This is a genomic window from Streptomyces sp. NPDC093801, assembly GCF_040701585.1.
Classification (GTDB): domain Bacteria; phylum Actinomycetota; class Actinomycetes; order Streptomycetales; family Streptomycetaceae; genus Streptomyces.
In genome coordinates this window covers 130,020-145,588 of sequence record NZ_JBFBDP010000009.1, presented here as the reverse complement: position 1 = coordinate 145,588, position 15,569 = coordinate 130,020, and the positions used below count along the sequence as shown (strand labels likewise).

General features: G+C 74.1%; 14 protein-coding genes. 8 read left to right on the top strand and 6 right to left on the bottom strand.

All coding sequences use genetic code 11. The features are described from left to right. Positions 1-66 precede the first annotated feature (66 nt). The 3 genes from AB0469_RS12485 (at position 67) to AB0469_RS12475 (ending at position 3,946) form a co-directional block, all read left to right on the top strand. Positions 67-645 carry a TerD family protein gene (locus AB0469_RS12485; RefSeq protein WP_366451289.1) on the top strand — a complete coding sequence of 193 codons (579 nt, stop codon included), beginning with the start codon at positions 67-69 and terminating at the stop codon, positions 643-645. 65 nt (positions 646-710) lie between these two features. Then, a complete protein-coding gene (locus tag AB0469_RS12480; protein WP_366451288.1) occupies positions 711-2,690 on the top strand; it encodes a TerD family protein in 1,980 nt (659 codons plus the stop codon). Between the two features lie 269 nt (positions 2,691-2,959). Next, complete coding sequence (locus AB0469_RS12475) at positions 2,960-3,946, top strand: TerC family protein (protein ID WP_366451287.1); 987 nt, start codon at positions 2,960-2,962, stop codon at positions 3,944-3,946. Positions 3,947-3,971: 25 nt separating this feature from the next. Here AB0469_RS12475 and AB0469_RS12470 read toward each other — a convergent pair whose 3' ends face one another. The 3 genes from AB0469_RS12470 to AB0469_RS12460 all read right to left on the bottom strand — a co-directional run bounded on the left by AB0469_RS12470 (position 3,972) and on the right by AB0469_RS12460 (position 6,857). Further along, positions 3,972-5,312 (bottom strand): MFS transporter, encoded by a 1,341-nt coding sequence (locus AB0469_RS12470; protein ID WP_366451423.1) that lies wholly within the window; start codon positions 5,310-5,312, stop codon positions 3,972-3,974. Between the two features lie 183 nt (positions 5,313-5,495). Next, positions 5,496-6,152 (bottom strand): MBL fold metallo-hydrolase, encoded by a 657-nt coding sequence (locus AB0469_RS12465; RefSeq protein WP_366451286.1) that lies wholly within the window; start codon positions 6,150-6,152, stop codon positions 5,496-5,498. Positions 6,153-6,161: 9 nt separating this feature from the next. Next, entirely contained in the window at positions 6,162-6,857 is a 696-nt protein-coding gene (locus AB0469_RS12460) for a maleylpyruvate isomerase family mycothiol-dependent enzyme (RefSeq protein ID WP_366451285.1), read from the bottom strand. Positions 6,858-7,046: 189 nt separating this feature from the next. On the opposite strand from AB0469_RS12460, the gene uvrA reads away from it, so the two are divergent. Beyond that, complete coding sequence (gene uvrA / locus AB0469_RS12455; RefSeq protein WP_366451284.1) at positions 7,047-9,986, top strand: excinuclease ABC subunit UvrA; 2,940 nt, start codon at positions 7,047-7,049, stop codon at positions 9,984-9,986. A gap of 78 nt (positions 9,987-10,064) precedes the next feature. Here uvrA and AB0469_RS12450 read toward each other — a convergent pair whose 3' ends face one another. Next, the gene (locus AB0469_RS12450; protein ID WP_366451283.1) at positions 10,065-10,715 is read right to left on the bottom strand and encodes an SDR family oxidoreductase; all 651 of its coding nucleotides are present in this window, start codon (positions 10,713-10,715) and stop codon (positions 10,065-10,067) included. 65 nt (positions 10,716-10,780) lie between these two features. Between AB0469_RS12450 and AB0469_RS12445 the strand changes: the two genes are divergently transcribed. Beyond that, entirely contained in the window at positions 10,781-11,392 is a 612-nt protein-coding gene (locus AB0469_RS12445) for a helix-turn-helix domain-containing protein (RefSeq protein ID WP_366451282.1), read from the top strand. Here the strand turns inward: AB0469_RS12445 and AB0469_RS12440 are convergent. Further along, positions 11,382-12,269, bottom strand: a complete 888-nt coding sequence (locus AB0469_RS12440) for a carbohydrate kinase (RefSeq protein ID WP_366451281.1) — start codon at positions 12,267-12,269, stop codon at positions 11,382-11,384. The two genes, AB0469_RS12445 and AB0469_RS12440, sit on opposite strands and share 11 nt — an antisense overlap. A gap of 81 nt (positions 12,270-12,350) precedes the next feature. On the opposite strand from AB0469_RS12440, the gene AB0469_RS12435 reads away from it, so the two are divergent. Beyond that, a complete protein-coding gene (locus AB0469_RS12435) occupies positions 12,351-12,782 on the top strand; it encodes a Rieske (2Fe-2S) protein (protein WP_366451280.1) in 432 nt (143 codons plus the stop codon). A 26-nt stretch (positions 12,783-12,808) separates the two neighbouring features. On the opposite strand, the gene AB0469_RS12430 is transcribed toward AB0469_RS12435, so the two are convergent. Continuing rightward, positions 12,809-13,759, bottom strand: coding sequence for a hypothetical protein (locus AB0469_RS12430; RefSeq protein ID WP_366451279.1), 951 nt, complete (start codon positions 13,757-13,759; stop codon positions 12,809-12,811). Positions 13,760-13,992: 233 nt separating this feature from the next. Here AB0469_RS12430 and AB0469_RS12425 point away from each other — a divergent pair, with 233 nt between their 5' ends. Both AB0469_RS12425 and AB0469_RS12420 read left to right on the top strand, forming a co-directional pair. Further along, a complete protein-coding gene (locus AB0469_RS12425; protein ID WP_366451278.1) occupies positions 13,993-14,610 on the top strand; it encodes a papain-like cysteine protease family protein in 618 nt (205 codons plus the stop codon). Between the two features lie 4 nt (positions 14,611-14,614). Continuing rightward, a complete protein-coding gene (locus tag AB0469_RS12420; protein WP_366451277.1) occupies positions 14,615-15,418 on the top strand; it encodes a hypothetical protein in 804 nt (267 codons plus the stop codon). The last annotated feature ends 151 nt before the right edge of the window (positions 15,419-15,569 follow it).

The following is a 15,569-nucleotide window of genomic DNA, read 5'->3' as shown; positions in this document are numbered from 1 at the left end:
TCAGTAGGGTGTGGCAACAGCCGCAGGTACACGCTGCCTGGGGGTGGCTATGGAGAGGGGACGCGCGTGACGGTCAACATGACCAAGGGTCAGGCCATCAGTCTGGAGAAGCAGGGCGGAGGCACGCTGACCGCGGTCCGGATGGGCCTCGGCTGGCAGGCGGCCAAGCGCCGGGGGCTGTTCGGCTCGCGCACCCGCGAGATCGACCTGGACGCCTCGGCGGTGCTGTTCGCCGACAAGCAGCCCGTGGACGTGGTGTTCTTCCGGCACCTGCAGAGCGACGACGGCTCGGTCCGGCACACCGGCGACAACCTCGTCGGCGGCGTCGGACAGGGCGGGGACGACGAGGCCATCCTCGTCGACCTCCAGCGCGTGCCGGTGCACATCGACACGATCGTCTTCACGGTGAACTCGTTCACCGGCCAGACCTTTCAGGAAGTGCAGAACGCGTTCTGCCGCATCGTCGACGAGACCAACGGCCAGGAACTGGCCCGCTACACCCTCGACGGCGGCGGCCAGTACACCGCCCAGATCATGGCGAAGGTGTCCCGGGTCGGCGGCGGCTGGCAGATGACGGCCCTCGGCAACCCGGCCAACGGCCGGACCTTCCAGGACCTCATGCCGGCGATCCTGCCGCACCTGTAACACCGGCACACGGACACCGGAACACCGGGAAACAAGAGAAGAAGGCACGGGGGAGGGGCTGCACGATGACGGCCGAACTGGTCCGGGGGCAGAACCACCCCGTGTCCCACAGCCGGGTGGAGGTCAGGGTCTCGGCGGGCACCGCCGTGCTCGCACTGGCCTCGCTGGCGGACGAGCGGGGCCGGCTCACCGGCCCCGGAGCCCTGGCGCACCCGGGCGCCCCCGGCTTCCCCGGGGTCCGGGTCTCCGAGGAGCCGGCCGACCGGCACACCCTGGCCGTCGACCTCGACGCCGTCGACGCCGGGGTCCACCGCATCGGCGTGCTCCTCGTCCTCCCGCCCGGCGGTCCCCCGCGCTTCGGCGCCGTGCCCGCACCGCACCTGGCGATCGCCGCACAGGGCGGGGCCGAGTTCGCGGCCTTCGCCCCCACCGACCTCGACGCCGAGACGGCCCTGATCGCCCTGGAGCTCTACCGCCGCCAGGGCGCCTGGAAGGTACGGGCCGTCGGCCAGGGGTACGCCGACGGACTCGCGGCCCTCCTCGCCGACGGGGGACTGGCCGCGCCCGAAGCCGCCGCCCTGACCGAAGAGGCCCTGCGCGCGGCCCGCCGCACCGGCGACGCCGCCCGCCCGCCCGCCTCCCTCCCGTCGCACGCCCAGGGCCCGGACGCCACCCGCCACCTCGCCCCGCAGCCGCCCGCGGCCGCCCCCGCGCCGCCGGACCCGATCCCCGCCCCCGCGGTCCCCCACGCCGGCCCGCCCGGCCCCGCGCCGGCCCCGGCCCCGGCCGACCCCGACGGGTCCCGGCCCGCCGTCGACTACGCCCACCCGCGCCGCCGCCGCACCACCGCCGAGCCGCCCGAGCCGGCGCCCCGCCCGGCACCCGCCGCCGACCCCGCCGACCCGGAAGGGCCCCCCGCCCCCGTCGCCGGGGACGCCGCCGGCTGGTCCATGGACGAGCGGCTCTACAACCAGGTCTGGGGCATGTTCGAGGACCTGGCCCGCACCGTCGCCGCCTACCGCGGCGCCGTCGACTTCGCCGACACCCGGCTCGACCGCGAGCTGGACGAGGCCCTGTCCGACCCGAGCCGCCGCCTCACGGGCTCGGACGACGCCCGCGAGAGCGCCCGGGCCCGCCGCGACGAACTGGTCGCCCGCGCCCGCGCCGTCCTCGACCGCGACCTGGCCCAGCTGACCGCCGAGTCCGAGGTGGTCGAACCCGCGCTGCCGGCCGCCTACGCCCGCTGGGACAACCCCGTCTGGCACGGCCGGGACACCCCCGCGGAAGGCCCCCTCGCCCTGCGCCTGGGCAACCTCGGCCTGCCCGAGGGCCCGGAGCTGCGCATCCCCCTGCTGATGCGGCTCCCGCTGGAGCGCGGCCTGTGGATCGACAACGGCCGCACCGGCTCCGAGGCCGCCATGGCCATGGACACCGACCGCCTCCGCCGCGCCGCCCTGGACATGGCCGTCGCCCACGCCGCCCGGCTGCTCGCCGTCCACCCGGCCGACCGGTTCTCCGTCCACGTGATCGACGCGGCCGGGGCTGGCTCCGCCGCGCTGGCCCCGCTGGTGCGCGCCGGGGTGCTGGCCGCGCCGCCCGCCGCGGGTGCCGCCGGGGTCGCCGAGACCCTCGCGCGGCTGACCCGGCGGGTGGACCTCGTGCAGATGGCGCTGCGCGCCGGCGCGCCCGAGGACCTGCCCCCGGACCTGGACACCGCCGAGCAGCTGCTCATCGTGCACGACTTCCCGCACGGCTTCGACGACCGCGCCGTCACCCGGCTGCGCTACCTGGCCGACGAGGGGCCGGCGGTCGGCGTGCACCTGCTGATGGTCGCCGACCGTGACGAGGCCTCCGCGTACGGGCCGCTGCTGGACCCGCTGTGGCGCTCGCTGATGCGGCTGTCGCCCGTCCCGGACCACCACCTCGCGGACCCCTGGGTCCAGCACGCCTGGACCTTCGAGCCGGACCTGCCCCCGCAGGGCAGCGGCGTCCTCGATCAGGTGCTGGAACGCGTCGCCCGCGCCCGCGGGGGCGCCCGCCCCTAGGCCGTCGCAGGGGGCCGCCCATGACCGGCCGATGACCATCGGGTGACCCCTCTTTGGGGATCCCTTTACCTTTGACCCCCTCCGCGGGTACCCTGGGACCTGCGGAGGGGAGTATTCCTGCTATTTCCTGCGCGGCGTTCCCGTCAGTACGGACTGTCACCGGTCCCGGGGCGCCGGCCCACGGCCCCGCGAGCCGACCGGGTGGAAGAGACCTCCGGCAGCGATGACGCTGACCATGTGCTGAGCCATCCGCCGGAGGCGTGAACACCGTGGACGTTTCTTTGACCCTCTGGGTGCTGACCATCGTCGGTCTGGGCATCCTCATCGGCGCCGACTTCCTGATCGGCCGCAAACCCCATGACGTTTCCCTCAAGGAAGCGGGGACCTGGACGGTCGTCTGGATCGTCCTCGCCGCCCTCTTCGGCCTCGGCCTGCTGTTCACCGGCAACGGCCAGGCCTCGCAGGAGTTCTTCGCCGGCTTCATCACCGAGAAGTCCCTCAGCGTGGACAACCTCTTCGTCTTCGTCCTGATCATGGCGAAGTTCTCGGTGCCCTCCCACCTCCAGCAGCGCGTCCTGCTGATCGGCGTACTGATCGCCCTGGTCCTGCGCGCGGTCTTCATCGCCGCCGGCGCCGCGATCATCACCAGCTTCTCGTGGGTCTTCTACCTCTTCGGCGCCTTCCTGATCTACACCGCCTGGAAGCTGATCCAGGAGGCCCGCAAGGACGAGGAGGAAGAGGAGTTCGAGGAGAACCGCCTCCTCAAGTCGATCGAGAAGAAGTTCGGCGTCGCCGACCGCTACCACGGCACCAAGCTCTTCATCCGCGCCAACGGCAAGCGCGTCCTGACCCCGCTGATGGTCGTCATGCTCGCCATCGGCACCACCGACGTCCTCTTCGCCCTGGACTCGATCCCCGCGATCTTCGGCCTCACCCAGGACCCGTACATCGTCTTCACCGCCAACGCCTTCGCCCTCATGGGTCTGCGCCAGCTGTACTTCCTGATCGGCGGCCTGCTCAAGAAGCTGGTCCACCTCAGCTACGGCCTGTCGGTGATCCTGGGCTTCATCGGCGTCAAGCTGGTGCTGCACGCCCTGCACGAGTCCGGGGTGCACGTCCCGCAGATCTCCATCCCGCTCTCCCTGGGCGTCATCTGCGGCGTCCTGGTGATCACCACGGTCACCAGCCTGATCGCCTCGAAGAAGCAGGCGGCGGCCGGGGCCGCCGCCGAGGAGGCGCAGCGCGTCGACGCCTGATCCGGCCGGGCCCCGCGGGGCCGGGCTACGCGGGGGCGGCCGCTTCGGCCGCCCCCGCACCCGTTTCCGCGCCCGTCCCGGTCCCGTCCCCGGTTCCGGTTCCGCCGCCGGCCGGGTCGGGGGCCGGCCGGGTTTCCGGGAGCAGGGCGAAGCAGGCGAGGCTGAGCAGGGCGACCGCCGTCAGGTACACCGCCGCACCCCACGGCGGGCCCGAGCCGGCCGCCAGGGCCGTCGCCACGACCGGGGTGAGGGCGCCGCCCACGACCCCGCCGAGGTTGTAGCCGACTGCCGCGCCGGTGCAGCGGATCCGCGGGGCGTACAGCTCGGGCAGGTACGCGCCCGCCACCGCGTACATCAGGACCATCGCCAGCAGCCCGCCGGCGCAGGCCACCGTCACCAGCAGCGGGTCCCCGCTGCTCAGCAGGGCCACGAAGGGGAACATCCACACCGCGCAGGCCGCGCTGCCGGCCAGGCACAGCGGCCGCCGCCCCCAGCGGTCGCCGAGCGCCGCCAGCGGGGCCGTGACCAGCCCCATCAGCAGGACGGCGGCCATCACCACGGCCAGCATCAGGGTGCGGTCCATGCCCAGCCGCCCGGTGGTGTAGGCCAGGGCCCAGGTGGTGACCGCGTAGAAGACGGCGTACCCGACCGACATCGCCCCGCCGGTGAGCAGGAGCAGCCGCCAGTGGCGCCGTACGACCTCCGGCAGCGGGGACTCGGCCCGCCGGCCGGTCTCGGTGAGCGCGCGGAACTCGGGGGTCTCCTCCACCGACCGCCGCAGCCACAGCCCGGCCAGCGCCAGGAGCCCCGCGCACCAGAACGGCACCCGCCAGCCCCAGGCGGTGAACCGTTCGTCGCTCAGCGCGCCGGACAGCGCCAGCGTCAGCCCGTTGGCCAGCAGGAACCCGGCGGACGGGCCCATCTGCGGGAAGCTCGACCACAGCCCGCGCCGCCCTTCCGGGGCGTGCTCGGCGGTCAGCAGCACCGCCCCGCCCCACTCCCCGCCGAGCCCGAGCCCCTGGAGGAAGCGGAGCAGGAGCAGCAGGACGGGCGCGGCGATGCCGATGGAGGCGTACGAGGGCACGCACCCCACCGCCACCGTGGCCAGCCCCGTCAGCAGCAGGGAGGCGAGCAGCACGGGGCGGCGCCCGTAGCGGTCGCCGATGTGCCCGAAGAGCACCGAGCCCAGCGGCCGGGCGAGGAAGCCGATGCCGAACGTGCCGAAGGCGGCGAGGGTTCCGGCGAGCGGGGAGAACGAGGGGAAGAAGAGCGGGCCGAGCACCAGGGCGGCGGCCGTGCCGTAGACGAAGAAGTCGTAGAACTCGATGGCGGTCCCGATCAGGGAGGCCAGGGCGAGCCGCAGCATCGAGGGGGACGCGGCGGCGCCGGGCGGGCGCACGCGCGGGGAGGGGACGGGGGACGGGGAGGGGTGGTGTCGCATGGTGCAGCAACTACCCCAGCCCGCCCCCTCGGGACATGCGTTCGGTCGAGGTCGACCGGAAGGAGCGCATGGCCGCACGGTGTTGACGGCGGCACATGCGCACGCGGGTCACCAGCCGCGCTCGCGCCATTCCGCGAGGTGGGGGCGCTCGGTGCCGAGCATGGTGTCGTTCCCGTGGCCCGGGTAGACCCAGGTCTCGTCCGGCAGCTGCCCGAAGAGCTTGGTCTCGACGTCGTCGATGAGGCTGGCGAAGTTCTTCGCGTCGCCCCAGGTGTTGCCCACGCCGCCGGGGAAGAGGCAGTCGCCGGTGAACACGTGCGGGTGCCCGTGCGGGTCGTCGTAGACGAGGGCGATGGAGCCGGGGGTGTGGCCGACCAGGTGGCGGGCGGTCAGGGAGACCCGTCCGACCGTGATCACGTCCCCGTCCTGCACCGGGACGTCCGTGGGGACCGGGATGCCCTCGGCGTCGAAGGCGCCCGCGTAGGTCCGCGCCCCGGTGGCGTCGACGACCTCCCGGAGCGCGCCCCAGTGGTCGCCGTGCTGGTGGGTGGTGACGACGGACGCGATGCCGTCGTCCCCGATCAGGTTCAGCAGCGTGTCCGGCTCGGCCGCCGCGTCGATCAGGAGCTGCTCGCCGGTGGCCCGGCAGCGCAGCAGGTACGCGTTGTTGTTCATGGAACCCACGGCGACCTTGGAGATCATCAGGTCCGCGAGTTCGTGCACGTCGGCGGGACCGCCGACCTTCACCGCTCCGCTGTACGTCATGTCGGAATCCTAGAGCGCGGGGAGTTCGGGTACGGCGTCGCCGGCCTCGACGGCGAGGTGGGCGCCCTTGGGGCCGCGGCCGGCCAGCCAGCCGAGCAGGTCGTCCCGCGCGCCGCTGAGGACCACCGGGGTGCCCTCGGTGCCGCCCGTGTGCGCGACGAACCCGCCGTCCGAGTACTGGAGGGTGACCGGGGGGACGTCGGGGCGGCCGGACCAGCGGTCGGCGAGGAAGGCGATCTCCCGGTCGGCGAACTCGTCCGGGAGGTCGGAGAGCTCGTAGCCGACGTTCAGGTCGACGTGGTGGAGCTCCACCTCGACGAGCCGGCGGAAGGGCACGTTCGCCGCCAGGTCGGTGACGCCGCCCCGCAGCTCGACGGTGCGCTGCCAGTCCTGGTCGGGCCCGGTGGTGGCGAGGAAGCGGGCCCCGGAATCACGGAGGTCCGCCAGGTGTTCTTCCAGGGGCCGGCCGGAGTCGCGCTCGATGTCCGCGTCGCGGGCGGCGGCGCTCTCGTACATGGGGCGGCCCTCGAGGACGTTGACGAGGGCGTCGGCGTTGCGCGCCAGGTGGGCCAGGATGTGGCCGCGGGTCCATCCCGGGAGGTGTGACTCCTCGGAGAGGGAGGCGTTGTCCAGTTTCGCGACCGCGTTCAGCAGCCGGTCCGTGGCTTCACGTACAGAGGCCAGGTCGTGCACATGATCAGTCATGGGTCCGAGCGTAGTGGCCCGGAGGCTTCCGCCACACGATCGGGTGAAGCGCTCTTGCGCGTGCCGTAAATCGAATGTGCGTGCTATACGCTCGATAGTCCAGACACAGTCCATCGCAGAGGCGCCCCCCATACCCTGGACAAGCCGGGGGCCCGTGCCCCCGCTCTCTCAAGAAAGGTGCGGACCGGCGTGACCGACCGTCTCATCGTTCGTGGCGCTCGCGAGCACAACCTGAAGAACGTCTCGCTCGACCTGCCCCGCGATTCCCTCATCGTCTTCACCGGACTCTCCGGCTCGGGCAAGTCCTCCCTGGCCTTCGACACGATCTTCGCCGAGGGCCAGCGCCGCTACGTCGAGTCGCTCTCGTCGTACGCCCGCCAGTTCCTGGGGCAGATGGACAAGCCCGACGTCGACTTCATCGAGGGCCTCTCCCCGGCCGTCTCGATCGACCAGAAGTCGACCTCGCGCAACCCCCGCTCCACCGTCGGCACGATCACCGAGGTCTACGACTACCTCCGCCTGCTCTTCGCCCGCATCGGCAAGCCGCACTGCCCCGAGTGCCGCCGCCCGATCTCCCGGCAGTCGCCGCAGGCGATCGTCGACAAGGTCCTGGCCCTGCCCGAGGGCAGCCGCTTCCAGGTGCTGTCGCCGCTGGTGCGCGAGCGCAAGGGCGAGTTCGTCGACCTCTTCGCCGACCTCCAGACCAAGGGCTACAGCCGGGCCCGGGTGGACGGCCAGACCGTCCAGCTCTCCGAGCCGCCGACGCTGAAGAAGCAGGAGAAGCACACCATCGAGGTGGTCGTCGACCGCCTCACCGTCAAGGACAGCGCCAAGCGCCGGCTCACCGACTCCGTCGAGACCGCCCTCGGCCTCTCCGGCGGCATGGTGATCCTGGACTTCGTCGACCTCGACGAGGGCGACCCCGAGCGTGAGCGGATGTACTCCGAGCACCTCTACTGCCCTTACGACGACCTGTCCTTCGAGGAGCTGGAGCCGCGCTCCTTCTCCTTCAACTCGCCCTTCGGCGCCTGCCCCGAATGCACCGGCATCGGTACGCGCATGGAGGTGGACCCGGAGCTGATCGTCCCGGACGAGGACAAGTCGCTGGACGAGGGCGCGGTCTCGCCCTGGTCGCTCGGCCACACCAAGGACTACTTCCAGCGGCTGGTCGGCGCGCTCGCCGGGGAGCTGGGCTTCCGGACCGACATCCCGTGGGCCGGGCTGCCGCAGCGGGCCAGGAAGGCCCTGCTGTACGGGCACAAGACCCAGATCGAGGTCCGCTACCGCAACCGGTACGGGCGCGAGCGCGCGTACACCACGGCCTTCGAGGGCGCCGTGCCGTTCGTCAAGCGCCGGCACGCCGAGTCCGAGAGCGACGCGAGCCGCGAGCGCTTCGAGGGCTACATGCGCGAGGTGCCCTGCCCGACCTGCGAGGGCACCCGGCTCAAGCCGATCGTGCTCGCGGTGACGGTGATGGAGCGGTCCATCGCCGAGGTCGCCGCGATGTCGATCAGCGAGTGCGCCGACTTCCTGGGGCGGCTGAAGCTCGACGCCCGCGACAAGAAGATCGCCGAGCGGGTCCTCAAGGAGGTCAACGAGCGGCTGCGCTTCCTGGTGGACGTGGGCCTGGACTACCTCTCCCTCAACCGCGCCGCCGGCACCCTGTCGGGCGGCGAGGCCCAGCGCATCCGCCTGGCGACGCAGATCGGCTCCGGCCTGGTCGGCGTGCTGTACGTGCTGGACGAGCCGTCCATCGGCCTGCACCAGCGCGACAACCACCGGCTGATCGAGACGCTGGTGCGGCTGCGGGACATGGGCAACACCCTGATCGTCGTCGAGCACGACGAGGACACCATCAAGGTGGCCGACTGGGTCGTGGACATCGGCCCGGGCGCCGGCGAGCACGGCGGCAAGGTGGTGCACAGCGGCTCGCTGAAGGAGCTGCTGAAGAACGGCGAGTCGATGACGGGCCAGTACCTGTCCGGCAAGAGGTCCATCCCCGTGCCGGACGTGCGCCGGCCCGTGGACGCGGAGCGCCGGCTCACCGTCCACGGTGCCAAGGAGAACAACCTGCGGGACATCGACGTGTCCTTCCCGCTGGGCGTCCTCACGGCGGTCACGGGCGTGTCGGGCTCCGGCAAGTCCACGCTGGTCAACGACATCCTGTACACGCACCTGGCGCGCGAGCTGAACGGCGCGCGGTCCGTGCCCGGGCGGCACACCCGGGTGGACGGCGACGACCTCGTCGACAAGGTGGTCCACGTCGACCAGTCGCCGATCGGCCGGACGCCGCGGTCCAACCCGGCCACGTACACGGGCGTCTTCGACCACGTGCGCAAGCTCTTCGCGGAGACGATGGAGGCGAAGGTGCGCGGCTACCTGCCGGGGCGCTTCTCCTTCAACGTCAAGGGCGGCCGGTGCGAGAACTGCTCCGGCGACGGCACGATCAAGATCGAGATGAACTTCCTGCCGGACGTGTACGTCCCGTGCGAGGTGTGCCACGGCGACCGGTACAACCGGGAGACGCTGGAGGTCCACTACAAGGGCAAGTCCATCGCCGAAGTCCTGAACATGCCGATCGAGGAGGCGCTGGAGTTCTTCGAGGCCGTCCCGACGATCGCCCGGCACCTGAAGACGCTGACCGAGGTCGGCCTGGGCTACGTCCGCCTCGGGCAGTCGGCCCCGACGCTGTCGGGCGGCGAGGCGCAGCGCGTCAAGCTGGCGTCCGAGCTCCAGAAGCGGTCGACCGGGCGGACGGTGTACGTGCTGGACGAGCCGACGACCGGTCTGCACTTCGAGGACATCTCGAAGCTGATCAAGGTGCTGTCGGGCCTGGTGGACAAGGGGAACTCGGTGATCGTCATCGAGCACAACCTGGACGTCATCAAGACCGCGGACTGGGTCGTCGACATGGGCCCCGAGGGCGGCTACGGCGGCGGTCTCGTCGTCGCCGAGGGGACGCCGGAGCAGGTCGCGTCGGTGGGGGCGAGCCACACCGGCAAGTTCCTGCGGGACATCCTGGGGGCGGAGCGGATCTCCGACGCCGCGCCGGTGCCGGCGGCGCGGGCCCCGCGGAAGAAGGCCGCTCCGGCGAAGAAGGCGACGGCCCGGGCCGCGCGCAAGGCGTAGCCCCCGGCGGGGCGGGGCGGTGCCGCGGCGCGGAGCCTCCCCCCGCCCCGCGCAGCGGCGGCCCCGCAGGGTCGGGGCCTACGCGGCGACGCCCAGCGCGTGGCCCGCCGTCGAGGGGTCGGACAGGGTGTCCAGCAGGGCCGTCGCCACGTCCGCGCGGGCGATCACCCGGCCGCCCGGGACGTTGGCGTCGAGGGCGCGCCGGTAGCGGCCCGCGCCGGGCCGGTTCAGCAGGCGCGGCGGCCGGACCACCGTCCACCGCACCCCGCTCGCCGCGATGACGGCCTCCATGACCCCCAGGTCGGCGTAGAGGTCGCGCAGCGCCCACCGCAGCAGGGGGTAGCCCACCTTCCGCAGGAGCAGCCCGTCCCCCTCGGCCTCCGGCCCCAGCGGCGCCGCGCTGACCGCCGTGAGCCGTCCGACCCCCGCCCGTTCCATCGCCGCGACGACCGACCGCAGGGCGGGCCCGGTGACCGGGTGCAGCCGCGCGTGCTTGTTGCTCGCGGAGCCCAGTGCCGAGACCACCGCGTCCTGACCCGCCAGGACCGGCAGCAGCGCCGACCCGTCCGTCAGATCGGCCACCACCGCCACCCGCAGCCGGTCCTGGGCCGACACCTCCAGCCGGGCGGGGTCGCGGACGACCGCCGTCACCTCGTGGCCCGCCGCGAGGGCCTGCCGGACCACCTCGCGGCCCACCCCGCCCGTCGCCCCGAACACCGTGATCTTCATCGTGGACCCCCGTCGAGGATGGTGGGTGAGTATTCACTCACCCTCATGTCCACTAGGGTGAGTGAATGCCCACCCCGAAGTCAACCCGGCCCGCCTCCGAGCGGCTGCTGGACGCCGCCGAGACCCTCATGCGCACCATCGGCCTCGCCAACACCACCACCAAGGCCATCGCCCGGGAGGCCGGCTGCTCGGAGGCCGCGCTCTACAAGCACTACGCCAACAAGGAAGAGCTGTTCGTACGGGTGCTGATGGAGCGCACGCCCAACGCCGGGCCGCTCATGGCCGCCCTCGACGCCGACGCGGGCCCCGGCGGGCACGCCCTGCGGGAGGCGCTGGCCGACATCGCCCGGCACGCCTCGCTGTTCTACGCCGAGGCCATGCCGATGGCCGCCTCGCTGTTCGCCGAGCCCGCCCTGCTCACGCGCCACCGCCAGGGGGTCCACGAGATCGGCGCGGGCCCGCACGTGGTGCTCGACGCCCTCGAAGGACGGCTGCGCCGGGAGCGCGACGCCGGGCGGCTGCGGGCCGGCGCCGACCCCCGCGCCGCCGCCGCGCTGCTGCTCGGCGCCTGCTTCCAGCGTGCCTTCTTCCTGCACTTCTCCGGCGCCGAGGTGGTCCAGCCGGTCGAGGAGTTCGCCCCGGCGCTCGCCCGGACCCTGTGGGCCGCTATCGGCTGAGCCCGAGCTCGGCCGCGTACGGCGGCTCGCAGCCCGCCCGGGTGCAGGTCAGCGCCGCCGCGCGGGCCGCGTAGGCGAGGACCGCGGGCCAGTCCGCCGCGCCGGGGTCCGCGAGGCCCGCGAGCCGGTGCAGCAGCGCCGCGTTGACGGTGTCGCCCGCGCCGATGGTGTCCGCGACGGCCACCGGACGGGCCGCCGCGCTGTGCTCCGCGCCGTCCGCGGTCCACACCGTCAGCCCCGCCGCGCCCCGGGTCAGCACCACGGCCGAGGGCCCCGCCGCCAGCCAGTCCCCGACCCGGCCGCCCAGCCAGTCCGCGTCCTCCTCCGACAGCTTCAGCACGGACACGTACGGCAGCCAGCCCAGGAACCGCTCCCGGTAGCCGGCCGGGTCCGCGATCAGAGCCGGGCGGACGTTGGGGTCGAGCAGGGTCAGCAGCCCGCGCCCCGACTCCCGCCGCAGCAGGGCCTCGTACGCGCTCGCGCCCGGCTCCAGCGCCAGCGAACAGGTGCCGAGCGCGAGGGCCCGCGCCCGCGGCGGCAGCGCGGGGGGCAGGGAGAACAGCCGGTCGGCGGTGCCCTCGACGTAGAACCCGTACGCGGCCGAGCCGTCCGGCGCCAGCGAGGGCACGGCCAGCGTGGTCGGCTCGGGCCCGCGTCGCACCAGCGAGAGGTCCACCCCGGCGGCCCGCAGCCCGGCCAGCAGGACCTCGCCGAAACCGTCGCACGACACCCGGGAGCAGAAGGCCACCTCCGCCCCGAGCCGCCCCAGCGCCAGGGCGGTGTTGTACGGTCCGCCCCCGGGCCGGGGCAGCAGCGCGCCCGGCGGCTCCGCCAGGGGCACGAGGTCGATCAGGGCTTCTCCGCCGACGACGATCACGCGGGGGAAGGTATCCCATCGGGCGCCGGTAGGGTCGGGTGGGCCCCGCCCGGGGCCGCCCCCTCGCGCCAGGAGAACCACATGTCCGCGTCACAGCCCGCCGCCCGCCGTACCGTCCTCAAGGGCGCCGCCGCGCTCGCCGGGGCCGTGGGCGCCGGTACGGCGCTCTCCGCCTGCTCCACCGGGGGCGGCAGCGGCGCGGGCGGCCCCGCCGTGCCGAAGGAGCCGGTCGAGCTGGGCGCCGCGGCGGACGTCCCGGTCGGCGGCGCGAAGCTGTTCCGCGAGCGCAAGGTCGTCGTCAGCTGCCCGGCGGAGGGTCAGTACAAGGCGTTCAGCGCCCAGTGCACGCACGCCGGCTGCGTCCTCGACAAGATCGACAAGGGTGAGGGCAACTGCCCCTGCCACGGCAGCCGCTTCGACGTCACCACCGGCAAGGTCCTGCAGGGCCCGGCCACCGAGCCCCTCCCGTCCGTCCCGGTGAAGGCGGAGAACGGCAGGCTGATCGCGGGCTGACCCCGGGCCGACCGCGGGGCGGGCCCCTACCCCCAGTCCCAGGCGATGCCCAGGATGCCCGGACGGACCGCCGGCTCCACCAGGTGGACCGCGCGGTGGCGCCCGCTGGGGGTGAGGTCGGCGACGGAGCTGCGCGGGGCCCGCGGGGAGGTGCGGGCGAAGCGGTGGCAGCGGACCGGCAGGGCCGCCTCGTCGAAGCGGACCTGGAGCATGTACTGGCCGCCCGCGTAGCTGAAGCCGCGCACGTACTCCGTGCTGCGGGCCCCCGTGCCGTCCTCGATGCCGTAGCCGAAGACGTACGTGTCCCCGCGCCGCAGCCGCGCGTCGAAGAGCAGCTCGGCCGCCACCACGCCGGTCTCCGGGTGGCAGCGGACCCGGCCCGTGCGGCAGTTCTCGTACGCCGTCACCTCCACCCGGGCCGCGTCGCAGCCCGGATCGCCGTGGTGGACCGCGAGGTAGCGGTCGACGCCGTCGCGGTGGGCCCGCACGATCTGCTGCGACGCGCGCGTGCGCAGCTCCCCGTCCGGGCCGATGCGGACCCGCTCGTGGTGGCCGACCGTGTGCAGACCGCCGTCCGCCGGGAGCTCCATCCCCTCCAGCAGCCGCTCCACCGCCGCGCCGACGCTCGTCAGCGCCCGGTACGGGCGGGCGGCCGGGCGCGCCGGGCCGCCGGCGGGGCCCGGGTCGGCCAGCAGGCGCAGCAGCGAGCCCCGGGGGAGGTCCAGGATCTCCTCCAGGGCGGAGACGGCCCGCAGCGACTCCCGGTGGCGCGGACGGCGGGCGCCCTGCTGCCAGTAGCTGAGGCTGGTGACCCCGAGCTTGATGCCGCGCGCCGCGAGCCGGTGCTGCACCCGGTGCAGGGGCAGCCCGCGCGCCGCGAGGGCGGCGCGCAGCGCGAGGTGGAAGGGGCCGCCGCGCAGCAGTTGTCCGAGGTCGGCCGTGTCCGCCGGGCCCGATGCGTCGCCGGTCGGCCGCATGGCGACTCCTCTGTGAACGTTCACATGCGCCGGGGTGGGGGGCCGGGCCGTGCGGCGGGGGGACCAGGTGGAACGACAGCAACCGTTCACACCGCAGCCCCACCGTTCACACTGCAATGTCACGGCGTATTGAAGCGTGTTGACCTGATCGCGACAACACCCCGATGCTCCTCCACAGCGTCCGGACGCGCTCCTCACCCCCACACCTGAGTCCCCACCTCGGGAGGAACGCGATGCGCAACCGAAGAGGGCGGCTTTCCCCGGCCGCCTCCCTGATCTCCGCCCTGCTGCTCGTCCTGCTGCCCGTCGGCCCCGGCTCCGGTACCGCCACCGCCGCCCCGGCCGCCGATGCGGGCGCCGCGTCCGCACTGGCCTACAAGCGGCTCGGCATCACCATGCAGGCCCAGCAGAAGGACAACTGGTGCTGGGCCGCCGGCGGCAACACCATCGCCACCTGGTTCGGCCGCGGCTACAGCCAGAACCAGTTCTGCAACGCCGCCTTCAACCGCCAGCAGGGCACCGAGTGCCCCAACAACCAGGCCACCCTGGGCAACGTCCAGACGGCGCTGCGCTGGGCCGGCATCAACTCCGGCAGCTACGTGACCGGCTGGCTCCAGTACTCCACCGTGCAGACCGAGATCAACGCCGACCGGCCGGTCGAGACGCGGATCCAGTGGTCGGGCGGCGGCGGCCACATGCACGTCCTGTACGGGTACGACACCGGCAGCAGCTGGGTCTACTGGGGCGACCCGTGGCCCTCGAACGACCGCTACAACTGGGCCTCGCACGCCTGGTACGTGGACAACGGAACCTTCTCCTGGACCCACTCCCTCTACCGGATCGGGGCGTGACCGCGTGACCGCCGAGACCGCACGCGCCACCGCCGCGGCCCTCGCGGCCGCCGCCCTGGTCACCGCACTGGCCGGGCAGGCCTCCGCCGCGCCCGTCCCGCAGCCGGCGGCCGCCACCGCCGGGGACCGGGCCGCCGCGCACGAGGCGGCCGTCGCACCGGACACCCTGGCGACCCTGTCCCGGTTCTTCGCCCGGGAGGGGAAGGTGTCGGTGGCCGCCGCCCTGCCCCGGATCGAGGGGGAGGCGGTGCCCGTGAGCTACCTGGCGCCGGAGTTCGTCGCCGGGAAGGCCGGGGCCCCGGTGGCCCGGCTGGAGTTCCTGGCCAGCCAGGCCGTGTCCGCGGACGGACAGAAGGCCGCCCTGTGGACCGCGAGGACCGGGGCGGGATGGCAGGTGGTGAACATCGCCACCGGCGACGACGAGTTCCGCTACGCCCGCCTCGGGGCCGCGGAACTGCCCGGCGGGACCGTGTTCCGGGAGCCGCAGATCGACGCCTGGTACGTCGCCGGCGGCGAACGGGTGCTGCCCCTGGACGAGGACGCCGTGCGGGCCGTGGGCCCGGCCGGGGTCTCGGTCGGGGCGTACCGGGCGCGCGTCGCGAAGGCCTACGGGGACAAGCTCCCGGGGTCCGCGTACGCCCGGCGGGGCACGGCGGGGGGCTACGCCGAGGCGGCTGCGCCGCCCGGCGGCGGGACCGGTGCCGGCGGCGGGCCGGGGGTGGTGCTCGCCGGCGGCGCCGGGGCGCTGGCGCTGGGCGCGGCGGGGGCCGTCGCCCTGCTGCGGCGGCGCCGCACCGCCGGGGGCTGACCCCCGGTTCCCCCTCCCCGCGGGGTCCGGTCCGGCCGCGGCGGCCGGCGCCGGGCCCCGCGGGGGCGTTCCCGGGTCCTGCGGGGGCGTTTCCGGGTCCTGCGGGGCGGTCCCGCGGGGCTCCGGCCCGGACCCCGCGCCCCGAAGGCCG